This is a genomic window from Polyangium fumosum, assembly GCF_005144585.1.
Classification (GTDB): Bacteria; Myxococcota_A; Polyangia; order Polyangiales; family Polyangiaceae; genus Polyangium; species Polyangium fumosum.
In genome coordinates this window covers 102,278-122,764 of the sequence record NZ_SSMQ01000036.1, presented here as the reverse complement: position 1 = coordinate 122,764, position 20,487 = coordinate 102,278, and the positions used below count along the sequence as shown (strand labels likewise).

The window sequence follows — 20,487 nt, the reverse complement described above, 5'->3', positions numbered from 1 at the left end:
CAAAGGGCTGATCCGTCGCCAACCCGGACAGCCTCGTAGCATCGAGCTCCTCGTAGACCCCGAGCTGCTTCCCGTGCTTCGAAGACCCTGAAACGAATCGATCAGGATCCCTGTGTCGAGGAACTAGTGGTTGACACCCTTCGGATACCAGGACGATCTCTCCGTCGGATGGCTATCGTCGGTTCTTAGGCCGCGAGAGCGTATGCGTTGTCGTTCGCACGTATAACGTCCCGCTTGATAGGCGGAGCAGGAGCCGCCAGCACGCAGATGAACCTTCGGTCCCCACGTCGAAGCCGATCGCCCCCTCGTGGTGACCTCGGACCTTCGTCAGGCCCGAGCCACGAAAGCATAGGACACCAGCCTTTGGCGTCAACCCCTCCTTCGGGCGCTCCGGACGTTGCGATCGTGCGAGCTCGGCTCACGCCCCTGCTCCGCACCCTGAGCTCCTTGGCCGAGGCTTCCGTGCTGCTTGGAGCTTGGGCTTGGGGCCGTCAACGTCTGCGCGTGCTCGGCGCGCCCCTCGACGACCTTTCGAGGCTCGACTAGACGGAGAGGGACCCCCCAGGGCGGCGCCGGATGGGCGCCCTCGGCCGGGTGAAGGCTCTTCCCAGCGAGGTCGACATGGCGAGGATGGTGCAGTGCGTGAAGCTCGGTCAGGAGGCGGAAGGGCTGGAGAAGCCGCCCTTCAAGGGGCCCCTCGGCCAGCGCGTGTTCGATGGCGTCTCCAAGCAGGCGTGGAAGATGTGGCTCGAGCACTCGAAGATGCTCATCAACGAGTTCCGCCTCGATCTCATGAGCGAGCACGGTCAGCGCATCTGGATGACCGAGTGCGAGAAGTACTTCTTCGGCGAGGGCGCCGCGCTCCCGCCCGACTTCAAGCCCGAGGAAAGCAAGTAGCCGGGCGGGCGGACGGCGCGGATCACTGGACCTTCCAGACCGCGCCGTTCGTGACCGTCGCCGTCTCCACGAAGTAGAGCGTCTTCGTCGCGCGGTCGAACGTCATCGCGTAGTCCGTCGTGTCGCCGAGCGTCGAGATGCTCGGGATGTGCGTGAACGCGGCGCCCGCCGGATCCACGACCGCGTGGATGAACCCGCCATACGAGCGCACGTAGAGGTGCTGCGGGGCGACGAGGTCGTCGAGCTCCACGTTCGTCGGGCCCGCGCTGGACGTGTCGACCGTCGCGAGCCTCGTCGCTGCACTCGTGATGGCAGCGCGCGGGATGCGGAGGACGCCTTCGCTCGCCGTGCTCACCTCGCGTCCCGCGACGTAGAGGAATTGCGTGTCGGCCGCGAGGCCCACCACGGAGTCCACGCTCGTGTTCGTCCCGAGGTGCACCGCCGCGCTCGGCGCCGTCGTCGAGAACGCGTAGAAATCGACCTTGCCCGCGGTGTTTCGTGTCGCGAGCAAGACGTTCGTCCCGTCGAACGCGGCGGTGTACGAGCCCGAGCTCGTGGGGTAGGCGGGCGTGAGATCCCAGGTCGTCGGGCCCCAGGTCGTGCCGTTCAGGATGCGGAAGAGGCGGCTCGCGCTCGTCGTCGCGGTGCTGTCGACGCTGAAGAGCTGGCCGTTTGCGAACGTGAGATCGTAGCCGAGGTGCGTCGTCGTCAGGCCGTCGGCCGTGCCTCGCTCGACGGCTTGCGTGCCGCCCGCGATCGGGAACTGGAAGACCTTGCTCGCGCCGCCGAGGAAGAGCTCCGTGCCGCTCACGGCCATGCCGTACGTCGACGAGGCCGTCGAGGGGAACGTGACGCCGAGCGGGACGAGCGTCTTCACGCCGTTGTAGACGATGTCCGAGACCGCGAGCGACGTGATGGTGCCGCCCACGGGCACCGCGACGTAGAACTTCGTACCCGGCGGGTAGGCGCCGCCGAGGCTCGCGAGGGGGCTCCCCGGGCCGCAGAAGAGCTGCTGGTTGCCTTCGCTGAAGAGCGCGAGCGTGCCCGTGGGCGGGGTCGATTGCAGCGCCAGGCCGCCGTTCTGCACGGTGTAGACGTACCAGTGCACGTTCACGCCGGCGGGGAAGCAGCTCGGTACGTCGAAGCGCGTCGTCGACGTGGGGGTGATGGGGACCGTGCCCGCGGCGATGGGCTCCGCCGTTTCCCAGCTCTCGCCGAGGCCGGGGTTGATCTCGCGGATCTTCACGGTCGCGCCGTTGAAGTCCTGGCTCGTCGCCTCGGTGCTCACCCAGACGTAGAGCGGACCCTGGGGCGCGGGCGTGGTGATGCTGTGCGTGTCGGCGTTCGCGCGGCAGTTGTACGAGACCTTCGTGGGTGACTCGGGATCACACTCGTTCAGGATCTCGACGTTGAGCGCGCTTTGCGTGAGGACCGGATCGAGGTTCTGCACCTCGACGTGCAGGACGCTCGTGGGCGAGGCCTTGTCGTACTCGATGACCGCGTCCACGCCGTGGATGTCGCCGTAGGTGGCGTGGTTGTCGCAGGAGATCGAGCCCGGCTCGCCCCAGGTCGCGGCCATGTCGAACGCGTTCAGCGAGTCCGGGAGCGCCCACACGTGCGCGTCGTCAGGCTGCGCGGGCGCCGTGTAATTCGCGCTGGCCGTCGTGTACGGCGCGAAGCAGCCCTCGCCCTCCACGGCCGCGGGATCGATCTCCTCGATCGTCACGGTGACGGGCGGGAAGGGTGTGCCGGGCGCATTCTTTGCAACCCAAACGAAATAGGTCCCGGGCGGGCCGTCGACGTTCGCGCCCCACATCTGCTTGTACCAGAGGCATTTCTCCGAGACGGCGAGCGTGGGGTCGCACGTGCCGCTCATGACCTCGACGTTGAGCAGAGCGCTCGCGGCGGTCTGTGAGGTGCGGGCCTCGACGTGCAGGAGCTTGCCGCCGTTCGCGAGGTCCGGCGAGGTCTTCACGTACTTGATGACGGCGTCCGGGCCCGTGCCGTTGGGGTCGCAGGCGAACGCGCCGTCGACCGTCGTGACGCTTGCTTCGGCGAGGTTCCATCGATGCACGTTGCCGATGACGAGCGCGTTGCTCTGCGCGAGGGGCTCCACGCAGGAGTCGCCGGAGGGCGCCTGGCAGGAGGGCAGGCAGCCATCGTCGGTCGCGGTGTTGCCGTCGTCGCAGACCTCGTTGCCCGCGGGGATGCCGTCGCCGCAGGTCGTCGCGCATGCGCTCGGCGCGCCCGTGCAGGTCCATCCAGCCTCGACGGCGCAGGCGTCGCTGCAGCCGTCGTTCGCCGCGGTGTTGCCGTCGTCGCAGCCCTCCGCGCCGACCTTCTGCCCATCGCCGCAGGTCGTCGCGCATGCGCTCGGCGCGCCCGTGCAGGTCCAGCCAGCCTCGACGGCGCAGGCGTCGCTGCAACCGTCGTTCGCCGCGGTGTTGCCGTCGTCGCAGGCCTCGTTGCCCGCGGAGATGCCGTCGCCGCAGCTCGTCGCGCAGGCGCTCGGGATGCCGTTGCAAGCCCAGCCGGGCTCGACGGCGCATGCGTCGCTGCAGCCGTCGTTCGCCGCGGTGTTGCCGTCGTCGCAGGCCTCGTTGCCTGCGGAGATGCCGTCGCCGCAGCTCGTCGCGCAGGCGCTCGGCGTGCCGTTGCAAGCCCACCCGAGTTCGACGGCGCATGTGCTGTCGCAGCCGTCATTCGGGGCCATGTTGCCGTCGTCGCAGGCCTCGGCGCCCGCGAGGATGCCGTCGCCGCAGAGCGCGCTGCACGTGCTCGGTGAGCCGTCGCAGCTCCAGCCAAGCTCGACGGCGCACTGATCGTCGCACCCGTCGGACGCGACGGTGTTGCCATCGTCGCAGCCTTCCGCGCCCTCGACGGCTCCATCGCCGCAGACCGCGCTCGCGCCGCCGGATCCTCCTGCGCCGCCTTCACCCCCCGCGCCGCCGATGCCGCCGGATCCCCCCGCGCCACCTGCACCGCCGATGCCGCCCGCGCCGCCGGTCCCGCCTTCGCCGCCCGAACCTCCGATCCCGCCGGATCCACCAGTCCCGCCGATGCCGCCGGTCCCGCCCGCGCCGCCGAGGCCGCCCTCGCCGCCGGTCCCGCCGGATCCTGAGCCGCTGCTGCTCGCGCTCGTCGTCGTGCCCGAGCCCCCGGGCTCCTCGCCTCCGCACGCGACGAGCAAGGCCGCCGTCGTGAGCGTCACCATCGACATCCAGCGTGTTCGTTTCATGGGACAAACCCCGAACCTGTGGCCGGTCCGTCCGGCGCCCCACTATCGGACAAACTGTTTCGCCGTCAGAACAAATTCGTGCGGGTCGAACGGGTCAGGGCGGGAGGTCGAACGCGCGTACCATGTCCGCGCCGACGGCGTGGCAATCGGTGCAGATCGACGGCGCGCCCGAGTAGAGCGACGCGCCCTCGGGGCTCCACTCCACGAAGAACCACGCGCCGCCGCGCTTCTCCATCGCGGCCACGATGTGGGGGCTCCCGTCGTCGTCGAAGCCGTCCTTCACGAGGAGCGATCCGTCGGGCCAGGCCGTGATCTTCGGCCCTTCGAGGGCGCCCGCGATCACGTCGTTCATGAAGATTTCCACCGAAGTCCCATGACGCGCGCTCGAACCCTTCCGCGTCTCGTAGCCGGGCGCGCGCGCCCACGTGCGATACTTCGCGTCCTGGATCCGCGTCCAGAGCTCGTCCGCGCCGTCTGGATCGTCGTCCTGGCGGCAGCCGATCGAGGCTGCGGCGAGGAGCGTCATCACCGCGATCCCCAAGCTTTTCGAGAGTCTCGGCATGAAGCCTCCCCTTCTTCCTTCACGGCAGCGCGGGCGGCGGCGGGAGCGCGCCGCCGCGGCGCACGAACGCCACGATCGCCTTCCCCAGCGCCTTCTGCGCCTTCTCGCACTTCGCGTTCGTCTGGCCCGATGACACGCCTTTGCACTCTTTCTTCTGCTCGGCCGCGCGTGTCGCGATCTTCTCGTCCTTGAGCAGCGCTTCTTGCACGTCGTCGTCGAGCTTGCGCCACGGGATCTCGGCGTGGAGCGGCTCGGGCGGCACGCGCATCCGGATCTCCTCGGCCTGGAGCGAGGCGCAGCTCCCGTTCCAGCGCAGCACGTCATAGCTGCCGCTCGCGCCGCTCACGACCATGCCGCCGGTGTTCGGCGTTCGCTTCTCGAGGATCAGCACTTCCTCCTCGAACGCGAGCTTGTTGCTCGAAGACGGGCCACCCGACGCGTCCCACGCCTCGGTCGCGCGGGCCAGATATCCGCGCACCCACGGCGTGCCCTTCGCGAACAAGGCGAGCGCCATCTCGGGCATTCCTGCGGCGCAGAGGCGGCGCACGAAGGCGTTCGGGGGGACGCAGAGCTCCGAGCCCTCGTTCGCGCACGCCGTCGGGAACGCGATGGGCTCCTCCTTCGGCGGCTCCGGGCTCGGGGCGATGTCGACCTTGGGCGCGGGCTTCGCTTGGGACGCGTCGTTCGCGGGCTCCGCCGATCCGCCGCAGCCGGAGAGGACGAGCGTGATCGCGGCGGCGCCGAGGACGGAACCCCACGCGCCGCCGCGGCGTGAGGGTTCGGGAAAGGCCACGTGCATGCGCTCCAAGCTATCCGAACGTCCTGCGCGTCGGGGTGCAAAGTCGGGGCGTACCCTTGGGCGGGAACTCGTCTTTCCACGGGCGCGCATTCTTGACGCGACGGGGGCGTCGTTCGACGCTCGTCATGCTGCCTTCTCACGCCTTCGGAGGGATGGAAATGCGGTTCTTCGAACGGATGCTCGCCGCGCATGTGTGGCCTACGTGTGCGCTCGTTTTGATGGGCCTCGCCGCTGCGTGTGGTTCGGCCGGAGAGACCGCGTCGAGCGGGATCCCCGCGGGCGGCAACGGGGGGAACGGCGGCGTCCTCACGGGCGTGGGCGGGGGCGGGCAGGGCGGCGCGTCGTCCGCGTCGTCTTCGAGCTCGAGCGGCGAGGGCGGCGAGGGCGGGGTCGAGGTGAAGCTCGGGCCGCCTTATCCGATCGTGCTCTCGCACGGATTCTTTGGGTTCGAAGATTTCGCCGGGGCCGGGTTCGTGACCTACTTTTACCAGGTCAAAGACCACCTCGCGTCGCAGGGCGAGCTCGACGTGTTCACGCCGGCGGTCGATCCTTTCAACTCCTCGGATTTCCGCGGCGCCCAGCTCGTCGATCACATCGAGCAGATCCTCGCGATCACGGGGCACGCGAAGGTCAACATCATCGGCCACTCGCAGGGCGGGCTCGACGCGCGCGTCGCGGCGAACCTGAGGCCCGATCTCGTGGCCAGCGTGGTCACGGTGGCCACGCCGCACGGTGGATCCCGCGTCGCGGACATCGCGATCGAGCTCGTGAGTGATCCCGCCGCGCAGGACGTGGTGAGTGATCTGCTCGCGCTCATCGGCGCGCCGCTCTACGACGAGTTCGGCGAGCAGACGAACGTCTGGAAGCCCCTCGAGCTCTTCAGCCAGCCCGGCATCGCCGCCTTCAACAAGGCGCATCCCGACGAGCCGGGCGTGTTTTACGCCTCGATCGCGGGACGCACGGACCTCCACATCGGCGGTGATAGCTGCGACGCCGACGTCTCGCTGCCCTTCATCGCCGAGTGGAAGGGCAAGCTCGACACGGTGGATCCGCTGCTTTCGCTCTTCGAGTCGATCCTCGACGGCGGGTTCGGCGACCCGTACCCGAACGACGGGCTCGTGCGCGTCGTCGATTCGAAGCGCGGCGAGTTCTGGGGCTGCTTGCCCGTGGATCACCTCGACGAGGTAGGGCAGCTCTTCGGCGATTCGGCCGGCATCGGCAACGGTTGGAAGCACAAGGTCTTCTACGCCGACGTGGTGGCCGAGCTCCGCAAGCGCGGCTTTTAGCCACGAACGCGGAGAGCACGAGCGGAGCATCGTAGCAGTTTTCCGGCGGCCCGCGCCCGTCGGGACGCGCTATCGAAGATGGACGACGTGGACGAAGCGGCGAAGCGTTGACGCTTCTTCGCCTTCATCCGCAGATCGTTTCCTCGATTCGTTCCCTTGTTTGGGGCGAACTTGTGTTCGGGTGCGGTTTCACACAGGCCGTCGCCATGGGCGAGGATCGTTTTCGCGTGACCGTGCCGGCAGCAGTCGTCTTCCGATTGCGCTTCGTGTATATCCTGAGCGTCTGCGCGTGCGTCGTCGGCTCCGCTGGAGGCGAGTTTGGAAGAGGGTAGTCGAGGTTCGGAGATCGAGCGGCTGAAGGCCGAATTGGCCGCCCTTCAGCAGAAGCTCGAGGAGCGTGAGCGCTCCGAAGCCTCGCTGCGCGCGGAGAACGCGCGCCTGCGTTCCCTCTTCGATCAACTCCCGGTCGGGGTGTGGGCGACCGATCTCGTGGGCAACGTGCTCATGGCGAACGCCGAGTCCCAGCGGCTCCTCGGGGTCGCCGAGGGCACCGAGCCTTCGCCCAAGGCTCTGCCCGTAGAGGAATGGGGAGAGTCGACCGTGTACTTGCACGGCGACAAGAGCACGCCTTATCTGCTGGAGGAGCTGCCGCATGCCCGCGCGCTCCGCGGCGAGTCCGTTCGGACGGCCGAGGTCTTCCTCCGCAACGAGAACCTGCCCGAGGGGGCGTGGCACGAGGTGCACGCGGCGCCGCTGCGCGACACTTCGGGGACGCAGACGGGCGCGGTCTCGGTGTTCATCAGCAGCGAGTCGCGCAAGAACTTCGAGGAAGAAGTCGCGCTGCGGAACAAAGAGCTCGTCGCCAGCGAGTCGGAAAAGTCGGAGCTCATCGCGCGGCTCAGGATGGCCGTGCAGGAGCTCTCGACCCCGATCCTGACATTATGGGAGGACGTGCTCGCGCTGCCCGTGATCGGCGTGGTCGATTCCCGGCGCAGCGCGGAGATGATGGAGCGACTGCTCGACGAGATCGTGCGTAGTCAGTCGAGGTTCGTCATCATCGATCTCACGGGCGTCGAGGTGATCGACACCTCGACCGCCGATCACTTCATGAAGCTGGTCAAGGCCGTCAATTTGATCGGCGCGCGCTGCGTGCTGACGGGCATCCGGCCCGCGGTTGCGCAAACGCTGGTCGATCTCGACGTCAACTTCGGCCAGCTCGAGACACTACGAAACTTGAAGCACGGGCTTCGCTACTGTCTGCGTTGGCTCGATGCCGAGGATGCCAGGCAAAACACGGTGAGCGAGGGCGAGGCCAGGAGGGCCCGATGGTCATGATGATGGAAACGCAGCGGATCCCGATCGTACGCCTGTCTGGAAAGCTGATCGTATCGATCCAGACCGCGCTTTCGGACACCGTGGTGGATCGGCTGCAGCAGGACGTCGCGGCCGCTTGCGAGAAGGGAGACGCACGCGGACTCGTGGTCGACCTCTCCGGTGTCGACGTGCTCGACAGCTACATCACGCGCAGCATCCGCGACCTCGCGGTCATGGCGCGGCTCATGGGCGTGGAAACCGTGGTCTGCGGCCTCCGGCCCGCCGTCGCGATGACGCTCGTCGAGATGGGCATGGAGCTGCCCGGCGTGCGCACGGCGTTGAACCTCGATCGCGCCCTCGCGCTGCTCGATACACTCCAGCCCGAGGGGCTGCCGCACGACCTCGCCGGCGAAGGGGACGAGTGGGAGGGCGAGGCGTGACCATCGTCTCTCGGACGACGTGGTGGAGGAGGAGGCGCGATCGATGAACGAGATCGCGGGGGAAATCCTCGCCATCTTGCGGCGGTACCTCTCGGAGCCGACGAGTCGCTCGCTCCTCACGTCCGCTGCGAGGCGGGCGAACGTGAGGCTCGAGGTGCTCACGCGCCCCGAGATCCCGCAGCTCGTCCAGCAGCTCGGTCCGGGCTTGAACATCTTCTTGCAGGAGCCGGAGAAGCTCGCGAACTGCAAGAGCCTGCTCGCGCTCGTGGCCGTGGAGAACGCTCCATCGATCCCCATGGAGCCCCCGCAGCAGCAGGCCGAGTCGCGTCCCGATGGCATCAGCGTCCCGATCCGCGCCGAGCACGACGTCGTTCGCGCCCGCACGCTCGGCAAGGACATGGCCAAGCAGCTCGGCTTCTCCGAGGTCGTCCAGACGAAGGTCGCGACGGCCGTCTCCGAGCTCGCGCGCAACATCTTCCAGTACGCCGGGACCGGCGAAATTCGGATCCGACGGATTGAAGGAAAACGGCGCGGGATCGAGGTCGTCGCTCGTGATCAAGGCCCGGGCATCTCCGACCCGGCGCTGATCCTGAGCGGCGCTTACCGCTCGAAGTGGGGTATGGGCGCCGGTCTCCGCGGCACCAAGCGGCTCGTCGACGAGTTCGAGCTCGACACGCACCCCGGCCTCGGCACCACGGTTCGCATCCGAAAGTACGCCGAGTAGCCTGTGGACATTGGCACGGCAGAGCGCCCCGCAGATGGGGAAACCGTCTGCGGCGACGCACACCTCATCCTGGAGCGCAAGCCACGCACGCTCATCCTCGTCGCCGACGGCCTCGGCCACGGCCCCCACGCGGCGCTCGCCGCCTCGACGCTCTGCAAGTACGTCGAAGAGCACGTCGAAGAGCCGCTCGAGATGCTCCTGCGCGGCGCCGACAGGGCCGTCGCCAGCACGCGCGGCGCCGCCGTGATGCTCGCGCGCGTCGATGCGCAGACCGCGACGCTCGACGTCGCAGGCGTCGGCAACGTCGCGCTCCGCTCGTGGAGCAAAGAGAAGATCCAGCCGCTGCCCGCGCGCGGCGTGCTCGGCCGCGGCATCCGCCACGTGCGGATCTTCCGCTACGGCCTCGTGCACGGCGACATGTTCGCGCTCTACACGGACGGCATTTCTGGCAGCTTCGACATCGAGCAGGTCAAGCACCAGAGCGCCACGATGATCGCCCGCTCGGTCCTCGAGGGTTATCGAAAGTCGCACGACGACGCGACATGTGTGGTCGTGCGTTACCTGGACCGCTGATGTCGAAGCTGCCCTCGCTCGTGCCCGAGCCGCTCTCGTTCGACATCGGCAACGAGCACGACCGCTTCTGGTGCGCCGCAGAGGGCCGCCGCTACGCCTCCGTGATCGGCTTCGACGCCAAGGCCCAGGGCGAGGTCGCGATCTGCATCGCCGAGCTCGTCTCGAACGTCGCGAAGTTCGCCGGGCGGGGCACGCTCGCGCTCTCGACGGTGACCGAGCCGCGCCTCGGCATGCGCATCGTCGTCGAGGACGCGGGCCCCGGCATCGACAACCCCGCGAGCGTGTTCGAGGACGGTTTTTCCGAGGGGCGAAGGCTCGAGCCGGGCACGCAGCGGCGCAGCGGGCAGGGGCTCGGCGTCGGGCTCGGCGCCGTGGCGCGCATGATGAGCCACGTCGAGATGGAGAACGCGCCGGGCCGCGGCTTGCGCGTCGTCTGCATCAAGTGGCTCGATCCGCCGCGCGGCGGATCCGGCGCGTTCCCGGCGTCCGGACCGAGCAGCGCGCGGTAGCTCGATCAGCGAGGCGCGGCGCGCCCGCCGCCCCGCGCGAGGAAGGCCTCGTAGCCCTCCATCAACGCGAGGTAGATCCAGCCGCCGAGCACCTCGGCGCCGGCGCTCGACGGGTGCGCGAGATCGGCCCCGCCGAGGCCGCGCTGCACCCACACGCCCATCGATCCGAGTCCGCCCATCGCGCTCAGCGTGTCCCAGTACCCGCAGCCGACCTCGGCCGCGACCTTGCGCTGAATCGCCGCGAGCTTCGGCACGACAGGGCGGCTCGTGTAGCCCGTGCCCTTCTTGTCGGCGCGATCCATCGGCCCGATGAGCAAACACGAACCCTGGGGCAGCGCCGCGCGCGCCTGCACGAGCACGGCCTTCATCGTGGACGCGTACTGATCGAGCGGGAAGAGCTCGCCGTCCTCGCTCTCGTTCATGCCGTACTGGAAGACGGTGAGCGCAGGATCTCGCGTCTTGAGCTGCTCGGCGAAATGCGCGTCGTCACTCTTGTCGAGGAAGCGGATGCGGCAGCCCTGGATGCCGATCGCGTCGAGCACGACGCCGGGCACGTCGCGCTCCATGGTCACGCCGAACGCGCGCACGCCCGGGCCCTCGGCGCGCACTTCGAGCTCGTGCGGGCCGTCGGGGACCTCGTAGACGCGCTGCCGTGAGGCCGATGCGTCGGCGCGCGTATCGATGGTCTCCCGCGGGGCGCCGTCGATGCTCACGCTCATCGGAGCTCCGTCGGCATGTTCGAGGTAGCTCACGGCGAAGCGCGAGACGGCGCGGCCGAAGGTGCCGGTCTTCGTGGTCGCGAAGCGCGAGAACGCGCCCTTGCCTTGCGCGCGGAACGAGACGCCGCCAAGGCCGTAGAAGCCGTCCTTCGCGTAGGGGCCGACGACGCGGCTGACCTGCCAGCCCGGCGCCGCGAAGCGCACGACGTCGTTGTGGAAGTAGCCGGGCCAGGCGTTCGCCATGAGCATGAAGCCATGGCCCGCGTCGCCGAAGCGGCGCTGGAGCTTGCGGCGCAGCGTCGCCGTGACGAAGTCGCTCGCCACGATCGAGTCGCCGAAGTAGGTGACGCGCGCGATCGCCTTTGGTTCCTTGCGTTCGACGGCGGCGAGGCGGCCGTAAAACGCGTCGAGCGCGTGACCCGAGGGATCCTCGATCGATCGCGGGGGTTTTCCCGTCTCGGTGGTGCTCGCCGCGGGCACGATCTCGGCTGCGGCGGGCGGGAGCGCGACCTCCTCCGGCTGGCGCAGCTCGGCCTGCTCCGTCGTCTCCATCGCGAGCGCCGTCTCGCCGACGGAGGCCGCGGGCTCGGGCGTGGGCGCTACCGCGACGAGGCCTTCGCCTTCGGGCAGCGGCGTGAGCAGGCGCAGGCGCGCGAGCGACGGGGCGAGGTAGGGCACGGCGACGAGCGCGGCGAGCGTGACGAGCACGATCACGGCTTGCGAGCGCAGTCCGTTCACGCGCGGCGCCTCGGGCTCGTCGGGCGTCGCTGCGGGCCGCGCTGCCGCCTCCGTGGGCGCAGGCGCGACGCGGGGCACGTCCTTGGCCTGCGACGCGTCCTTGGCCTGCGACGCCGTCTGCGGCGCTTCCTGCGGCGCGGGGGCCGCCTTCGGCGCTGCTTCGGGAGCTTGGGCCTTCGTGGGGGATTTTTGGGCTTGTGCGCGCGGGGAGGCGGCCGCCGCGCGGCGCCGACGACGACCGGTCATCGGCGCGCGCTCAGCCGCCCTGCTTTTGCTTGAGCATCGCGACTGCGCGGTCCTTGCAGGCCGTGTCGCGCTGGTGCCTGCAGATCGCGATCAGCATCTTGATGTCTGCCTCGCTCGCCTTGCCGGACCAGACCCTCGGCTCGAGGCCCTTGCGAATCGCGGCCTCGTCGAACTGTCCGGGAGGCGGCGGCGCGGTCGGCGTCGTCGCCGCGGTCGGCTCCGTCGACTTGGCCGGCGTGGCGCCCGTGGCACCGCTCGTGCTCCCGTTGTTGAAGCTCCCGCCGCCCGGGTTTGGCGGGACGTACGTGCCGCCGCCGTTGTTCGGCGTGGGCGCCGTCGGCTCCGGCCCGGCGAGGGCGTGGAGCAGATCGGCGGCCTTCTTGCGCTGGTCTGCGCTCACGCTCGGCGTGGAGGCGATCTGCTGGAAGATGCGCTTCTTCTCGGCCACGTCTTCGAGCTGATCGGCCTTGCTGAACATCCAGTCGGCCCACTTCGACTCGATGTCCTTGAAGGGCTGGCTCTCGCGAACGGGCGAGTTGTCGTTGATGGCCTGGAGCTTCGTGTGCGCGCGATCGAAGTCCTTCGCGTCGACGAGCTCCTGGGCTTCTTTCAAGACCTGCGCCTCGAAGGCGCTCATCTCCGGCGTTTCGACGGTGTTTGTCGTGGTCGTCGTCGGGGTCCGCGTCATCCCGACGATCACGCCGATCACCACGAGGCCCACCACCGCGCCGATGCCGATGAGCTTGCCGAGGCTCGGGCCGCGCGGCGGCGGCGCGGGCGTGCCCACGCTCGTCGCGACGTTGTCGAACGAGCCCATCGGCCGCATGGCCTGGCCGTCGACGCCGAGGCCCATGCCCGCGCGGAAGATCTTGCCTGCGCCGACGAACCGCAGGCGCACGTCACCGAGCTCGAGCGCGTCGCCCGCTTCGAGGATGCCGCGCTTCAGCTCCACGCCGTTGATGCGGATGCCGTTCGCGCTGCCCTTGTCGATGATCTCGTAGCGGCCGTTGCCGAGCGCGATGAGCTCGGCGTGCAGGCGGCTGACGGAGCTGTGGTTGATCGAGATCGTCGCCTCTTCGGCGCGGCCGATCGTGAAGTGCTCACGATCGAGCGGATACTCGGCCCCGGGGTTTGGCCCGACGACCACGACGAGGCGGTTCGGCCTTTGATGGACCGGCACCTGCGCGAGCGCGCCTTGTTGCGCCGTCGCGTCCGGTGCGGGCACCACCTTCGACTCGTCGACCAACTCGATGCGGTAGTCGCCGAGCTGGATGACGTCGCCGCCGTTGATCGCCTGATCCCCGACGACACGGACGCCGTTGACGAAGGTCCCGTTGTAGCTCGACGGATCGGAGATCGACCATCCCTGGCCGTTCCGCTTGAGCTGCGCGTGTTTACGCGAGACGTTGCGGTCGGTCAGGCGAATCGAGTTACCTTCGCCGCGTCCGAGCCCGTACTCGTCGTGGGCGAGAGGGAGTACGGTCTGTTTCCCCTCGTCGTCCTCGATCGTTAGCTTCCACATAGACGGGTTGCCGCGAGGCGTGGCTCGACGGATAGAGGTACTTTACCGATGGATCCCCGCCGAACGCAATGCTCGTTTGTGGACGGGGGTGCGGGGAACTGCTGCGAGGTGCGCGACGAGACCAACGTAACTTCGGGCCTCGTCGCGCTCACGTTCAACCCGAAGATTTGGCTTTGACCGGGCGGAACGGGTGGAGGAAGGACGCGAGCGAACTCGGGTTCCGCGTCTGGAGCCAGAGGCGGCCCTGACCCTGGAAGTTGCACACGAGGCCTTCCCCGCCGAGGAAGAGGCTCTTCAAGCCGCCGACCTTGCTGATGTTGTACTGGAGGCCCTGCGTGAACGCGACCATGTGCGTGTTGTCGCAGATGTAGCCGTGATACTGCTGGCCGATGTCGAGCACGTGCGCGCCGCCGTAGCAGTTGAACCAGAGGTAACCCTGGCCGTACGCGCGGATGAGGAAGAGGCCGCCCGAGAAGAAGCCCTTCGCGCCCTGCCACTTCGTGTCGAGCGTGACGCCCGGCGTGGAAGCGAGGTAGGCGCCGGATTGCAGGAAGAGCTCCATGCCCGGCTGCATCGTGATGCACACGATCGCGCCTTCGGGCGCGGGCGCGAACCACATGCTCTGCCCCGGCGCCGTCGCCGTGAACGTGTTCTGGAAGAGGCTCTCGCCGCCGAGCAGCTTGCGCTTGAGGGCGCCGCCGATGCCGCCCTGCAAGCTCGTCTTCATCTCGATGCCCGTGTCGCGCGCGACCATCGCGCCGCTCTCGGTGATGATCTGCTCGCCGGGTTGGTCGAAGTGGACCTGGACCAGGCCGAAGTCGGGGTTGTGACGGATCTCGTGTCGCACGGTTAAGACCTCTTCACTGCTCGCGCGCTGGCAACAGAGCGCCGATCGTCGAGCCGTACTCGGCGGCGTTGCGGGACTGCAGGTACACGGTGCCCTGCCCCTCGAAGTGGCAAACGAGGCCCTCGCCCGAGAGGAACGAGGCGATCCAGCCGGATCCGCTCTTGCCGACCTTGTACGTGAGCGTCGACTCCCACGCAGCGAGGTGCCCCGTGTCGATCACCATGCTGCCGTCGACCTGCACCTGTTCGAGCGCGCCGAACGTGCCGATGACGACCTGGCCCATCCCCGACGTTTCGAGCAGGAAGAGGCCCGCGCCCGAGAACATGCCCTTGAAGCCGCCGGTCTTCGTCTTCACGTCGACCGAGGGGCTCGAAGCAACGTAGGCGCTGTTCTGGATGCACCACTGCTTGTGGCCGGCTTCGAGCACCGCCATGTCCCCGCAGAGCGGCGTGGCGAAGAGGACCTCGCCCTGGCCGCCTTGCGCGGTGAAGGTGTTGCGGAAGAACGACTCGCCGCCGAAGAGCCGCTTGAGGCCCTTCATGAAGCCGCCGGACTGCGTCTGCATCTGGACGTTGGTCGACATGCCGACCATCGCGCCGCTCTCGGCGACCACGGACTCGCCGTTCTGCAGCCAGCACTGCGCGAGCGACTGCGACGGGCGGTAAAGAAGGTTCACTTGCATCGCTGTTCGTCCTTATCTCCGGAAGCCCCCTGCCTCACGGCGGCAGCATCGGCGTGAGCCAGTCGACGAGCGCGCTCGTGTTGCGCGACTGGATGAGGATTTTGCCCTGGCCCTGGAACTCGCAAACGATGCCCTCGCCCGAGGCCATGAAGCCGAGGAGGCCGCCGCCGCCGCTGCGGATCTTGAAGTTCAACGACGAGTCGAAGCCCACGATGTGGCCGTTGTCGACGATGTAGCTGCCGTTGCAGTCGATCTCGTCGATCGCGCCGTAACTCGTCACGAAGACCTGGCCGTTGCCGGAGGCCTCGATGAAGAACGCGCCCTCCTTCGCGAGCAGCGCGCGCAGGCCGCCCCAGCGCATCTTCAGGTCGATGTCGCCCGCGCTCGCGAGGAACGCGCCCGCGCTGAAGATCATGGAGTTGCCGGCGAGCTGGATCGGCTTGATGCCGCCCGAGAGCGAGGGCGCGAGCCACACCCAGCCGCCTTGCGGGCCGGAGAAGTGGTTCACGAAGAAGGTTTCACCACCAACGATCTTGCGGATGATCGCGATGAAGAACGCCTTCATCTTGCCGAAGAAACCGGCGTTTTTCCCCGCATTGAGCTTGACCTCCATCGTGAGGCTGCTCGAACGGGCGACCATGGACCCAGCCTCCGCGATGATCGTCTCGCCCGGGGCGAGGCTCACCTGGAGCATCGAGAACGTCGGCTCGTACTTGACGATGTGTTGCATCCGAATCCTTCCCCTTCGTTCGGGAGGAGGTCTTTCGGCCGGGACGGCGTGCGTTTCGACGCGCTCCCCCCACGGGCGGCCGAGAGGCGGGCAGGGTATAACGGAGACATGTCGGGAGCGGAAGCGGGAAGTGGGAAAGGTGCGTCCGGTACGGGATTCGGGCACAGCCCCAAGCGCCTGGTCGCCGAGCTCGGGATCCTGCTCCTCGCCATCGTCGGGCTGATCTTCGCCGCGCGTGGGTGCGCCGGATACGCGTCCACGGCCATCGTCGCGGTGATCCCGCCCGACGCCGACGCGGCGATCGGAAAGACGGCCGGCGAAGCGATGCGCGCGCAGCATGGGCTCTCCGGCGCGCCGACCGAGGACCAAAAGGCGCGCGTGGATCGGATCTTCGAGGAGCTGCGATCGAGCCTCACGGACGAGGAAAGACGTGTCCTCGTGGCGCCGCGGATCACGGTGCTGAAGGACGATCAGGTGAACGCATTCGCGCTCCCCGGCGGTGAGGTTTTCGTGCTGACCGGGCTGCTCGATCGGTCGAAGGACGACGACGAGGAGCTGCGCGGCGTGCTCGCGCACGAGATCGGGCACGCGGTGAAGCGACACGGCGTGCGATCGCTCGCGCGAAACGCGCTGTTCGGGCTGACGATCGCGTTCGTCGTGGGCGACCTGAACGACATCACGGCCACGGTGATCGCGGGCGCCTCGCAGCTCGATACGCTGCGCTACAGCCGCTCGATGGAGGAAGAGGCCGACGCGTTCGGGGTGGATCTGCTCGCGCGCAGCAACAAGAGCCCCGAGGGGCTGGCGCGTTTCCTCGAGAGCCTCGAAGCCATGCCCGTGCCGGAGCTGCTCTCGACGCACCCGGACAGCGAGGAACGCGCGAAGGCGATCCGCGAGCGGATGCGCGCCGGCAAGTAAACCAGGAGATCGCAAGGCGATCTCCCTCCAGGGGGTGAATCGTCCGGGCTTTGCCTGGCCGAGAGGGGGACACGAGGCGTTCCCCTCGGGACTAAACGCGGAGGTTGCGCGACGCGCTGCTGACCGCGGGCACGAGCGTGTCGCCCTCGACACGGCCGAAGACGTCGAGCACCGTGCGGCCCTCGGCGTCGCGGCCAGGGCGCTCGCGCGTGTACCGCGAAGGCGCGGCCGCGAGGATGACGCCGAGCTCGGCCGCGACGTCGGCGAGGGATCCCGAGAGCTCGTCGTCGATGGCGCGGCCGCGCGCCTCGTGCGACGTGCCCGGCGGGACGCGGACGGCGACCGAGCCGAAGACCCGCGTCCCCTCCGCGATGATCGCGTGCTCCTTGCCTGTTTTTTCGAACAAACGGAGCGCGGCCTCCGTGTCCTTCAGGGCCTCGCGCGCGTCGACGATCATGGCCCTGCGGCGGCGGAGCTCGGCTCGTCGATCCGGCGAGTCGTCACCGAGGCTCGCGATCTTCTCGGCGAGTTTGTCGTGTTCCGCCTTCAGACGCTCGACCTCGGCCTCCGCTGCCTTCCGGGCGGCCTCGAGCCTGTCTTGCACTTCGCTGCTCATGGGCGAACGTTGACGTTCGTCCCGGGCCACCGTCAACGGGGGAAAGCGCGAGGTCTCTACTTCGTCCGCGTGAGCAGGAGGCTCCCGAGGAGGAGCACGCCCGCGGCCGCGGCACCGTAGAGGCAATACCGGGCGAGGTGCGCCTGGCCGGCGAGGTGGAGCTGCAAGGCGGCGAAGCCCGAGGCGATGCCGATCGCCGCGTAGATGAGCTGGCGGATCCCGGCGTAGACGAGCCGCGCCGCGCTCGGCAGGCCCTTCACGCGAAGCTCGAACTCGCCGCGGTTCGCGCGGTTCAGGTACTTGCGGAGGTCCTCGGGGATCGTGATGGCCTTGAGGGCCATGTCCTTCGCCGCGTCGACTGCGATCTGCGCCCAGTCGCGGTTGCCGAGCACGAAGTCCTGCAGGTAGGGCCGGATGACCTCCATCGGCGAGAGCTCGGGATCGAGCTGCGTGCAGAGCCCCGTGAGCAGGAGGATCGTTCGTTCGAGCAGGACCCAGTCGCGCGGGATGTGGAAGGCGCCCGAGAGCTCCTTCAGGCCGATGTTCATCTTGCGCAGGTCGACGAGGCTCTCGATGCCCTTCTGCGGATCGAGCTTGATGTCCTTGAGGTTGAAGGTGTCGATCTTCACCTCGTCCTGGAAGCGCTGGTGGAAGAACTCGATGACCTTCTCGCTCACATCGGGCGAGTCCGTGCGCGAGAGGAAGCCCATCTTGCGCATGGCCTTGATGAGCTGATCGGTGTCGCGGCGGATCACGCCCTCCAGGAACTCGGGGATGCCCTCGCGCATCTGCGGCGAGAGCTCCGCGACAGCGCCGAAATCGAGCAGGACGAGCGCGCCGTCGTCGCCGACCAGCATGTTCCCGGGGTGCGGATCGGCGTGGTAGATGCCGTCGACGAAGATCTGCTGGCAGAAGACCTGCACGACCTTGCGGGCGAGCGCTTTGCGATCAACGCCGCGCGCGTCGAGCGCGGTAATGTCGCCGATCTTCACGCCGGGCACGAAGTCCGTGGTCATCACACGGCTCGTGCAATAACCGTCGACCGGGCGCGGGAAGCGCACCGTGGGATCACGGAGGAAGTTGTCGGCGATGCGCGTGATGTTCCGCGCCTCGCTCTGGAAATCGAGCTCCTCCAGGATCATCGAGCGGACCTGGTGGTAGTAAGCGTCCAGGCCCTGCACGGGGACGAAGATGCTGACGATCTGCATGATGCGGCGGATCGTGGTGAGATCGAGCCGAACGATCTCGTCGATGTCGCGGTGCTGGACCTTGACCGCGACGTGCACGCCGTTCTTGAGCCACGCCTCGTGCACCTGACCGAGCGAGGCGCTCGCGATCGGCTCCTCGCAGAAGCGATCGAAGATCGCGCCGACGGGCTTGCCGAACTCGCGCTCGATGCGCTCGGCGATCTCACGGTACGGCCGTGGCGGGACCTGATCCTGCAGCGCCTCCAGGCCCGAGCGGAACTGCGCGGGCAGGAAGTTCGCCATGATGCTGAGGAGCTGCCCGACCTTGATGAACAGGCCCTGGAGCTCGACGATCGTGGAGAGCACGCGGCGCGCGTTGCGCCCGTGCACGTCGGCCATGCGCGCATCGAGCCACGCCTGCCCGAACCAGCGCCCGAGGAAGAAGAACCAGAGGTAGCTGCCGAGGACGACGAACGTCGTCGTGTAGGCGCGGATGAAGCGGTAGCTCTGCCGTCCCTTCGGCCGGATGCCGCGCGGCCCAGCGCCTCGCTTGGCCGGTTTCGAAGGCGCCTTCGCCGCGGGCGCGATGAGACGCACGCGCGGCTGTTCCTGGAGGTCCGGGGCGCCTTGCGACACGGGGCGAGCTTATCCCGCGGCTCGTTGCGCCTCCACCATCGCGTCGAACATGGCGTCGTAGGCGGCCGGTCGCGCCTGCCGGATCGCGAGCGCAGTGCGCGTCGGGTGGACCCGGTTCGTGAGCAAAACGCCGACGAAACCAGCGTCCGGATCGATCCAGAGGCTCGTGCCCGTGAAGCCGAGGTGGCCGAAGGTCCGCGGCCCGAGGCGCGCGCCGGAGCTCGGCTCGTTGCCGCTGCGCTGATCGAAGCCCGCGAGCAGCGAGCCGCCCGGGCGAGGTCGGACGAGCGGCGCGAGGTCGTCGGGGTCGAGGAAATCGCGGCGTTCACCCGCGAGCGCTTCGAGCACGGCGATGCCGAGCCGCGCGACCGAGCGCGCGTCCCCGAAGAGGCCCGCGTGCCCCGCGGATGCATGACCCACGAGCGCCCAGGCATTCTCGTCGTGCACGGCGCCCCGCACGAGGCCGTCGCGAAACGGGACGATCTCGGTTGGCGCGACTCGCGCATCAAACGAAGGCTTTTGCGCGCGGAGGGTGCGCGCGGATCCGATGTCGAGATCCAGCGGTCCCGTGACTTCCCGCGTCACGAGCGCGTCGAGCTCGAGCCCGCTCCTCTGCGCGAGCGCCGCGCCGAGGAGGACGTATCCGAGGTCACTGTACACCGGCGGAAACCCTTCCGGCGGCGGATCTCCCGTGCAGCCGTCGCGCCGCGCGTCAGCGGCCATGACGAGCGCGGCCTCGACGTCGACGGCTTCGCCTCGCACGAGCGGCCCGTAAAGGGAGCCATGCGCGTCGAGGCCCGCGCGATGGGCCGCGAGGAGGTCGAGCGAGACGCGCGCCGAGCGTGTCTTCGCGAGCATCGGCACGAGATCGGCGAGCGGCTCCAAGCGGGCGAGCGCCCCTCGGCGAGCGAGCCGGGCCATCACGAGCGCGGTGACGGGCTTCGTGACCGAGGCCAGATCGAAGGGCGTATCGAGGTCCGCGCGTGGCGCGCCTTCCTCGAATGAGAGGACGCCTGCCGCGCCTGCGCCGTGGATCCAGCCTGCGCGCGTTCGCAATGCGGCGGCGACCACGGCGCACGGCGCGGCCTGGTGATCGTCCACGACGACGCGCGCGGCGGCCGTGAGGTCGATGGCGGGGGCGGCGTTCTTCACGGCGGTGAGGATTGAGTCCGAGGGGTTTGGGGGCGTAGCTCAGCTTGTCCGAGCGTAGCCCCAAGAGTTGAGAGCGGGAGGGGGTGTAAACGATCTCCCGATTCGATCAAACGTGCCGCGTCTTTGACCCCGAGCGCGCTCGCCCCTTATCC

20 protein-coding genes are annotated in these 20,487 nt (G+C 68.6%); 9 read left to right on the top strand and 11 right to left on the bottom strand.

What is annotated here, in order from left to right:
• Positions 1–576: 576 nt before the first annotated feature.
• Positions 577–897, top strand: a complete 321-nt coding sequence (locus tag E8A74_RS29885; RefSeq protein WP_276568000.1) for an oxidative damage protection protein — start codon at positions 577–579, stop codon at positions 895–897.
• A gap of 22 nt (positions 898–919) precedes the next feature.
• Here the strand turns inward: E8A74_RS29885 and E8A74_RS52860 are convergent, their stop codons facing one another.
• The 3 genes from E8A74_RS52860 to E8A74_RS29870 form a co-directional block, all read right to left on the bottom strand.
• Positions 920–4,135 (bottom strand): DUF4215 domain-containing protein, encoded by a 3,216-nt coding sequence (locus E8A74_RS52860; protein ID WP_170229476.1) that lies wholly within the window; start codon positions 4,133–4,135, stop codon positions 920–922.
• A gap of 94 nt (positions 4,136–4,229) precedes the next feature.
• A complete protein-coding gene (locus E8A74_RS29875) occupies positions 4,230–4,697 on the bottom strand; it encodes a hypothetical protein (protein WP_136932504.1) in 468 nt (155 codons plus the stop codon).
• A 19-nt stretch (positions 4,698–4,716) separates the two neighbouring features.
• Complete coding sequence (locus tag E8A74_RS29870; protein ID WP_136932503.1) at positions 4,717–5,496, bottom strand: hypothetical protein; 780 nt, start codon at positions 5,494–5,496, stop codon at positions 4,717–4,719.
• 158 nt (positions 5,497–5,654) lie between these two features.
• Between E8A74_RS29870 and E8A74_RS29865 the strand changes: the two genes are divergently transcribed.
• The 6 genes from E8A74_RS29865 to E8A74_RS29840 all read left to right on the top strand — a co-directional run bounded on the left by E8A74_RS29865 (position 5,655) and on the right by E8A74_RS29840 (position 10,342).
• Positions 5,655–6,782, top strand: coding sequence for a lipase family alpha/beta hydrolase (locus tag E8A74_RS29865; protein WP_232379804.1), 1,128 nt, complete (start codon positions 5,655–5,657; stop codon positions 6,780–6,782).
• A 318-nt stretch (positions 6,783–7,100) separates the two neighbouring features.
• The gene (locus tag E8A74_RS29860) at positions 7,101–8,117 is read left to right on the top strand and encodes an STAS domain-containing protein (RefSeq protein WP_136932502.1); all 1,017 of its coding nucleotides are present in this window, start codon (positions 7,101–7,103) and stop codon (positions 8,115–8,117) included.
• The gene (locus E8A74_RS29855) at positions 8,108–8,536 is read left to right on the top strand and encodes an STAS domain-containing protein (protein ID WP_232379803.1); all 429 of its coding nucleotides are present in this window, start codon (positions 8,108–8,110) and stop codon (positions 8,534–8,536) included. The genes E8A74_RS29860 and E8A74_RS29855 overlap by 10 nt, the downstream gene beginning before the upstream one ends.
• 43 nt (positions 8,537–8,579) lie before the next feature.
• Positions 8,580–9,260 (top strand): anti-sigma regulatory factor, encoded by a 681-nt coding sequence (locus E8A74_RS54125; RefSeq protein WP_211365471.1) that lies wholly within the window; start codon positions 8,580–8,582, stop codon positions 9,258–9,260.
• 3 nt (positions 9,261–9,263) lie between these two features.
• Positions 9,264–9,833, top strand: a complete 570-nt coding sequence (locus tag E8A74_RS29845; RefSeq protein ID WP_136932501.1) for a SpoIIE family protein phosphatase — start codon at positions 9,264–9,266, stop codon at positions 9,831–9,833.
• Complete coding sequence (locus E8A74_RS29840) at positions 9,833–10,342, top strand: ATP-binding protein (RefSeq protein ID WP_170229475.1); 510 nt, start codon at positions 9,833–9,835, stop codon at positions 10,340–10,342. Before E8A74_RS29845 ends, E8A74_RS29840 begins: the two co-directional genes overlap by 1 nt.
• A 5-nt stretch (positions 10,343–10,347) precedes the next feature.
• On the opposite strand, the gene E8A74_RS29835 is transcribed toward E8A74_RS29840, so the two are convergent.
• A complete protein-coding gene (locus E8A74_RS29835; protein ID WP_136932499.1) occupies positions 10,348–12,045 on the bottom strand; it encodes an SGNH/GDSL hydrolase family protein in 1,698 nt (565 codons plus the stop codon).
• A gap of 10 nt (positions 12,046–12,055) precedes the next feature.
• Positions 12,056–13,567 carry an FHA domain-containing protein gene (locus E8A74_RS29830; RefSeq protein WP_136932498.1) on the bottom strand — a complete coding sequence of 504 codons (1,512 nt, stop codon included), beginning with the start codon at positions 13,565–13,567 and terminating at the stop codon, positions 12,056–12,058.
• A 48-nt stretch (positions 13,568–13,615) separates the two neighbouring features.
• On the opposite strand from E8A74_RS29830, the gene E8A74_RS55640 reads away from it, so the two are divergent.
• A complete protein-coding gene (locus E8A74_RS55640; RefSeq protein WP_269749895.1) occupies positions 13,616–13,744 on the top strand; it encodes a hypothetical protein in 129 nt (42 codons plus the stop codon).
• On the opposite strand, the gene E8A74_RS29825 is transcribed toward E8A74_RS55640, so the two are convergent.
• The 3 genes from E8A74_RS29825 to E8A74_RS29815 are packed head-to-tail and all read right to left on the bottom strand — an operon-like array spanning position 13,722 to position 15,826.
• The gene (locus E8A74_RS29825) at positions 13,722–14,414 is read right to left on the bottom strand and encodes a TIGR00266 family protein (RefSeq protein WP_136932497.1); all 693 of its coding nucleotides are present in this window, start codon (positions 14,412–14,414) and stop codon (positions 13,722–13,724) included. The two genes, E8A74_RS55640 and E8A74_RS29825, sit on opposite strands and share 23 nt — an antisense overlap.
• Positions 14,415–14,427: 13 nt before the next feature.
• A complete protein-coding gene (locus tag E8A74_RS29820) occupies positions 14,428–15,096 on the bottom strand; it encodes a TIGR00266 family protein (RefSeq protein ID WP_136932496.1) in 669 nt (222 codons plus the stop codon).
• Positions 15,097–15,130: 34 nt separating this feature from the next.
• On the bottom strand, positions 15,131–15,826 hold the full coding sequence (locus E8A74_RS29815) for a TIGR00266 family protein (protein WP_136932495.1): 696 nt from the start codon (positions 15,824–15,826) through the stop codon (positions 15,131–15,133).
• 108 nt (positions 15,827–15,934) lie between these two features.
• On the opposite strand from E8A74_RS29815, the gene E8A74_RS29810 reads away from it, so the two are divergent.
• Positions 15,935–16,744 (top strand): M48 family metallopeptidase, encoded by an 810-nt coding sequence (locus tag E8A74_RS29810; RefSeq protein ID WP_136932494.1) that lies wholly within the window; start codon positions 15,935–15,937, stop codon positions 16,742–16,744.
• A 91-nt stretch (positions 16,745–16,835) separates the two neighbouring features.
• On the opposite strand, the gene E8A74_RS29805 is transcribed toward E8A74_RS29810, so the two are convergent.
• From E8A74_RS29805 to E8A74_RS29795, 3 genes are read right to left on the bottom strand one after another with little or no spacing between them, the layout of a single operon-like run.
• Entirely contained in the window at positions 16,836–17,360 is a 525-nt protein-coding gene (locus E8A74_RS29805; RefSeq protein ID WP_136932493.1) for a hypothetical protein, read from the bottom strand.
• Positions 17,361–17,416: 56 nt separating this feature from the next.
• Entirely contained in the window at positions 17,417–19,183 is a 1,767-nt protein-coding gene (locus E8A74_RS29800; protein ID WP_136932492.1) for an ABC1 kinase family protein, read from the bottom strand.
• Between the two features lie 9 nt (positions 19,184–19,192).
• On the bottom strand, positions 19,193–20,335 hold the full coding sequence (locus E8A74_RS29795) for a serine hydrolase domain-containing protein (RefSeq protein WP_232379802.1): 1,143 nt from the start codon (positions 20,333–20,335) through the stop codon (positions 19,193–19,195).
• Between the last annotated feature and the right edge of the window lie 152 nt (positions 20,336–20,487).

Bases quoted from the DNA above. Each gene is read 5' to 3' on its own strand.
- E8A74_RS29830 (WP_136932498.1), bottom strand. From the start codon at position 13,567: ATGTGGAAGCTAACGATCGAGGACGACGAGGGGAAACAGACCGTACTC.
- E8A74_RS29885 (WP_276568000.1), top strand. From the start codon at position 577: ATGGGCGCCCTCGGCCGGGTGAAGGCTCTTCCCAGCGAGGTCGACATG.
- E8A74_RS29870 (WP_136932503.1), bottom strand. From the start codon at position 5,496: ATGCACGTGGCCTTTCCCGAACCCTCACGCCGCGGCGGCGCGTGGGGT.
- E8A74_RS29875 (WP_136932504.1), bottom strand. From the start codon at position 4,697: ATGCCGAGACTCTCGAAAAGCTTGGGGATCGCGGTGATGACGCTCCTC.
- E8A74_RS52860 (WP_170229476.1), bottom strand. From the start codon at position 4,135: ATGAAACGAACACGCTGGATGTCGATGGTGACGCTCACGACGGCGGCC.
- E8A74_RS54125 (WP_211365471.1), top strand. From the start codon at position 8,580: ATGAACGAGATCGCGGGGGAAATCCTCGCCATCTTGCGGCGGTACCTC.
- E8A74_RS29840 (WP_170229475.1), top strand. From the start codon at position 9,833: ATGTCGAAGCTGCCCTCGCTCGTGCCCGAGCCGCTCTCGTTCGACATC.
- E8A74_RS29815 (WP_136932495.1), bottom strand. From the start codon at position 15,826: ATGCAACACATCGTCAAGTACGAGCCGACGTTCTCGATGCTCCAGGTG.
- E8A74_RS29865 (WP_232379804.1), top strand. From the start codon at position 5,655: ATGCGGTTCTTCGAACGGATGCTCGCCGCGCATGTGTGGCCTACGTGT.
- E8A74_RS29805 (WP_136932493.1), bottom strand. From the start codon at position 17,360: ATGAGCAGCGAAGTGCAAGACAGGCTCGAGGCCGCCCGGAAGGCAGCG.
- E8A74_RS29835 (WP_136932499.1), bottom strand. From the start codon at position 12,045: ATGACCGGTCGTCGTCGGCGCCGCGCGGCGGCCGCCTCCCCGCGCGCA.
- E8A74_RS29810 (WP_136932494.1), top strand. From the start codon at position 15,935: ATGTCGGGAGCGGAAGCGGGAAGTGGGAAAGGTGCGTCCGGTACGGGA.
- E8A74_RS29855 (WP_232379803.1), top strand. From the start codon at position 8,108: ATGGTCATGATGATGGAAACGCAGCGGATCCCGATCGTACGCCTGTCT.
- E8A74_RS55640 (WP_269749895.1), top strand. From the start codon at position 13,616: ATGGATCCCCGCCGAACGCAATGCTCGTTTGTGGACGGGGGTGCGGGG.
- E8A74_RS29820 (WP_136932496.1), bottom strand. From the start codon at position 15,096: ATGCAAGTGAACCTTCTTTACCGCCCGTCGCAGTCGCTCGCGCAGTGC.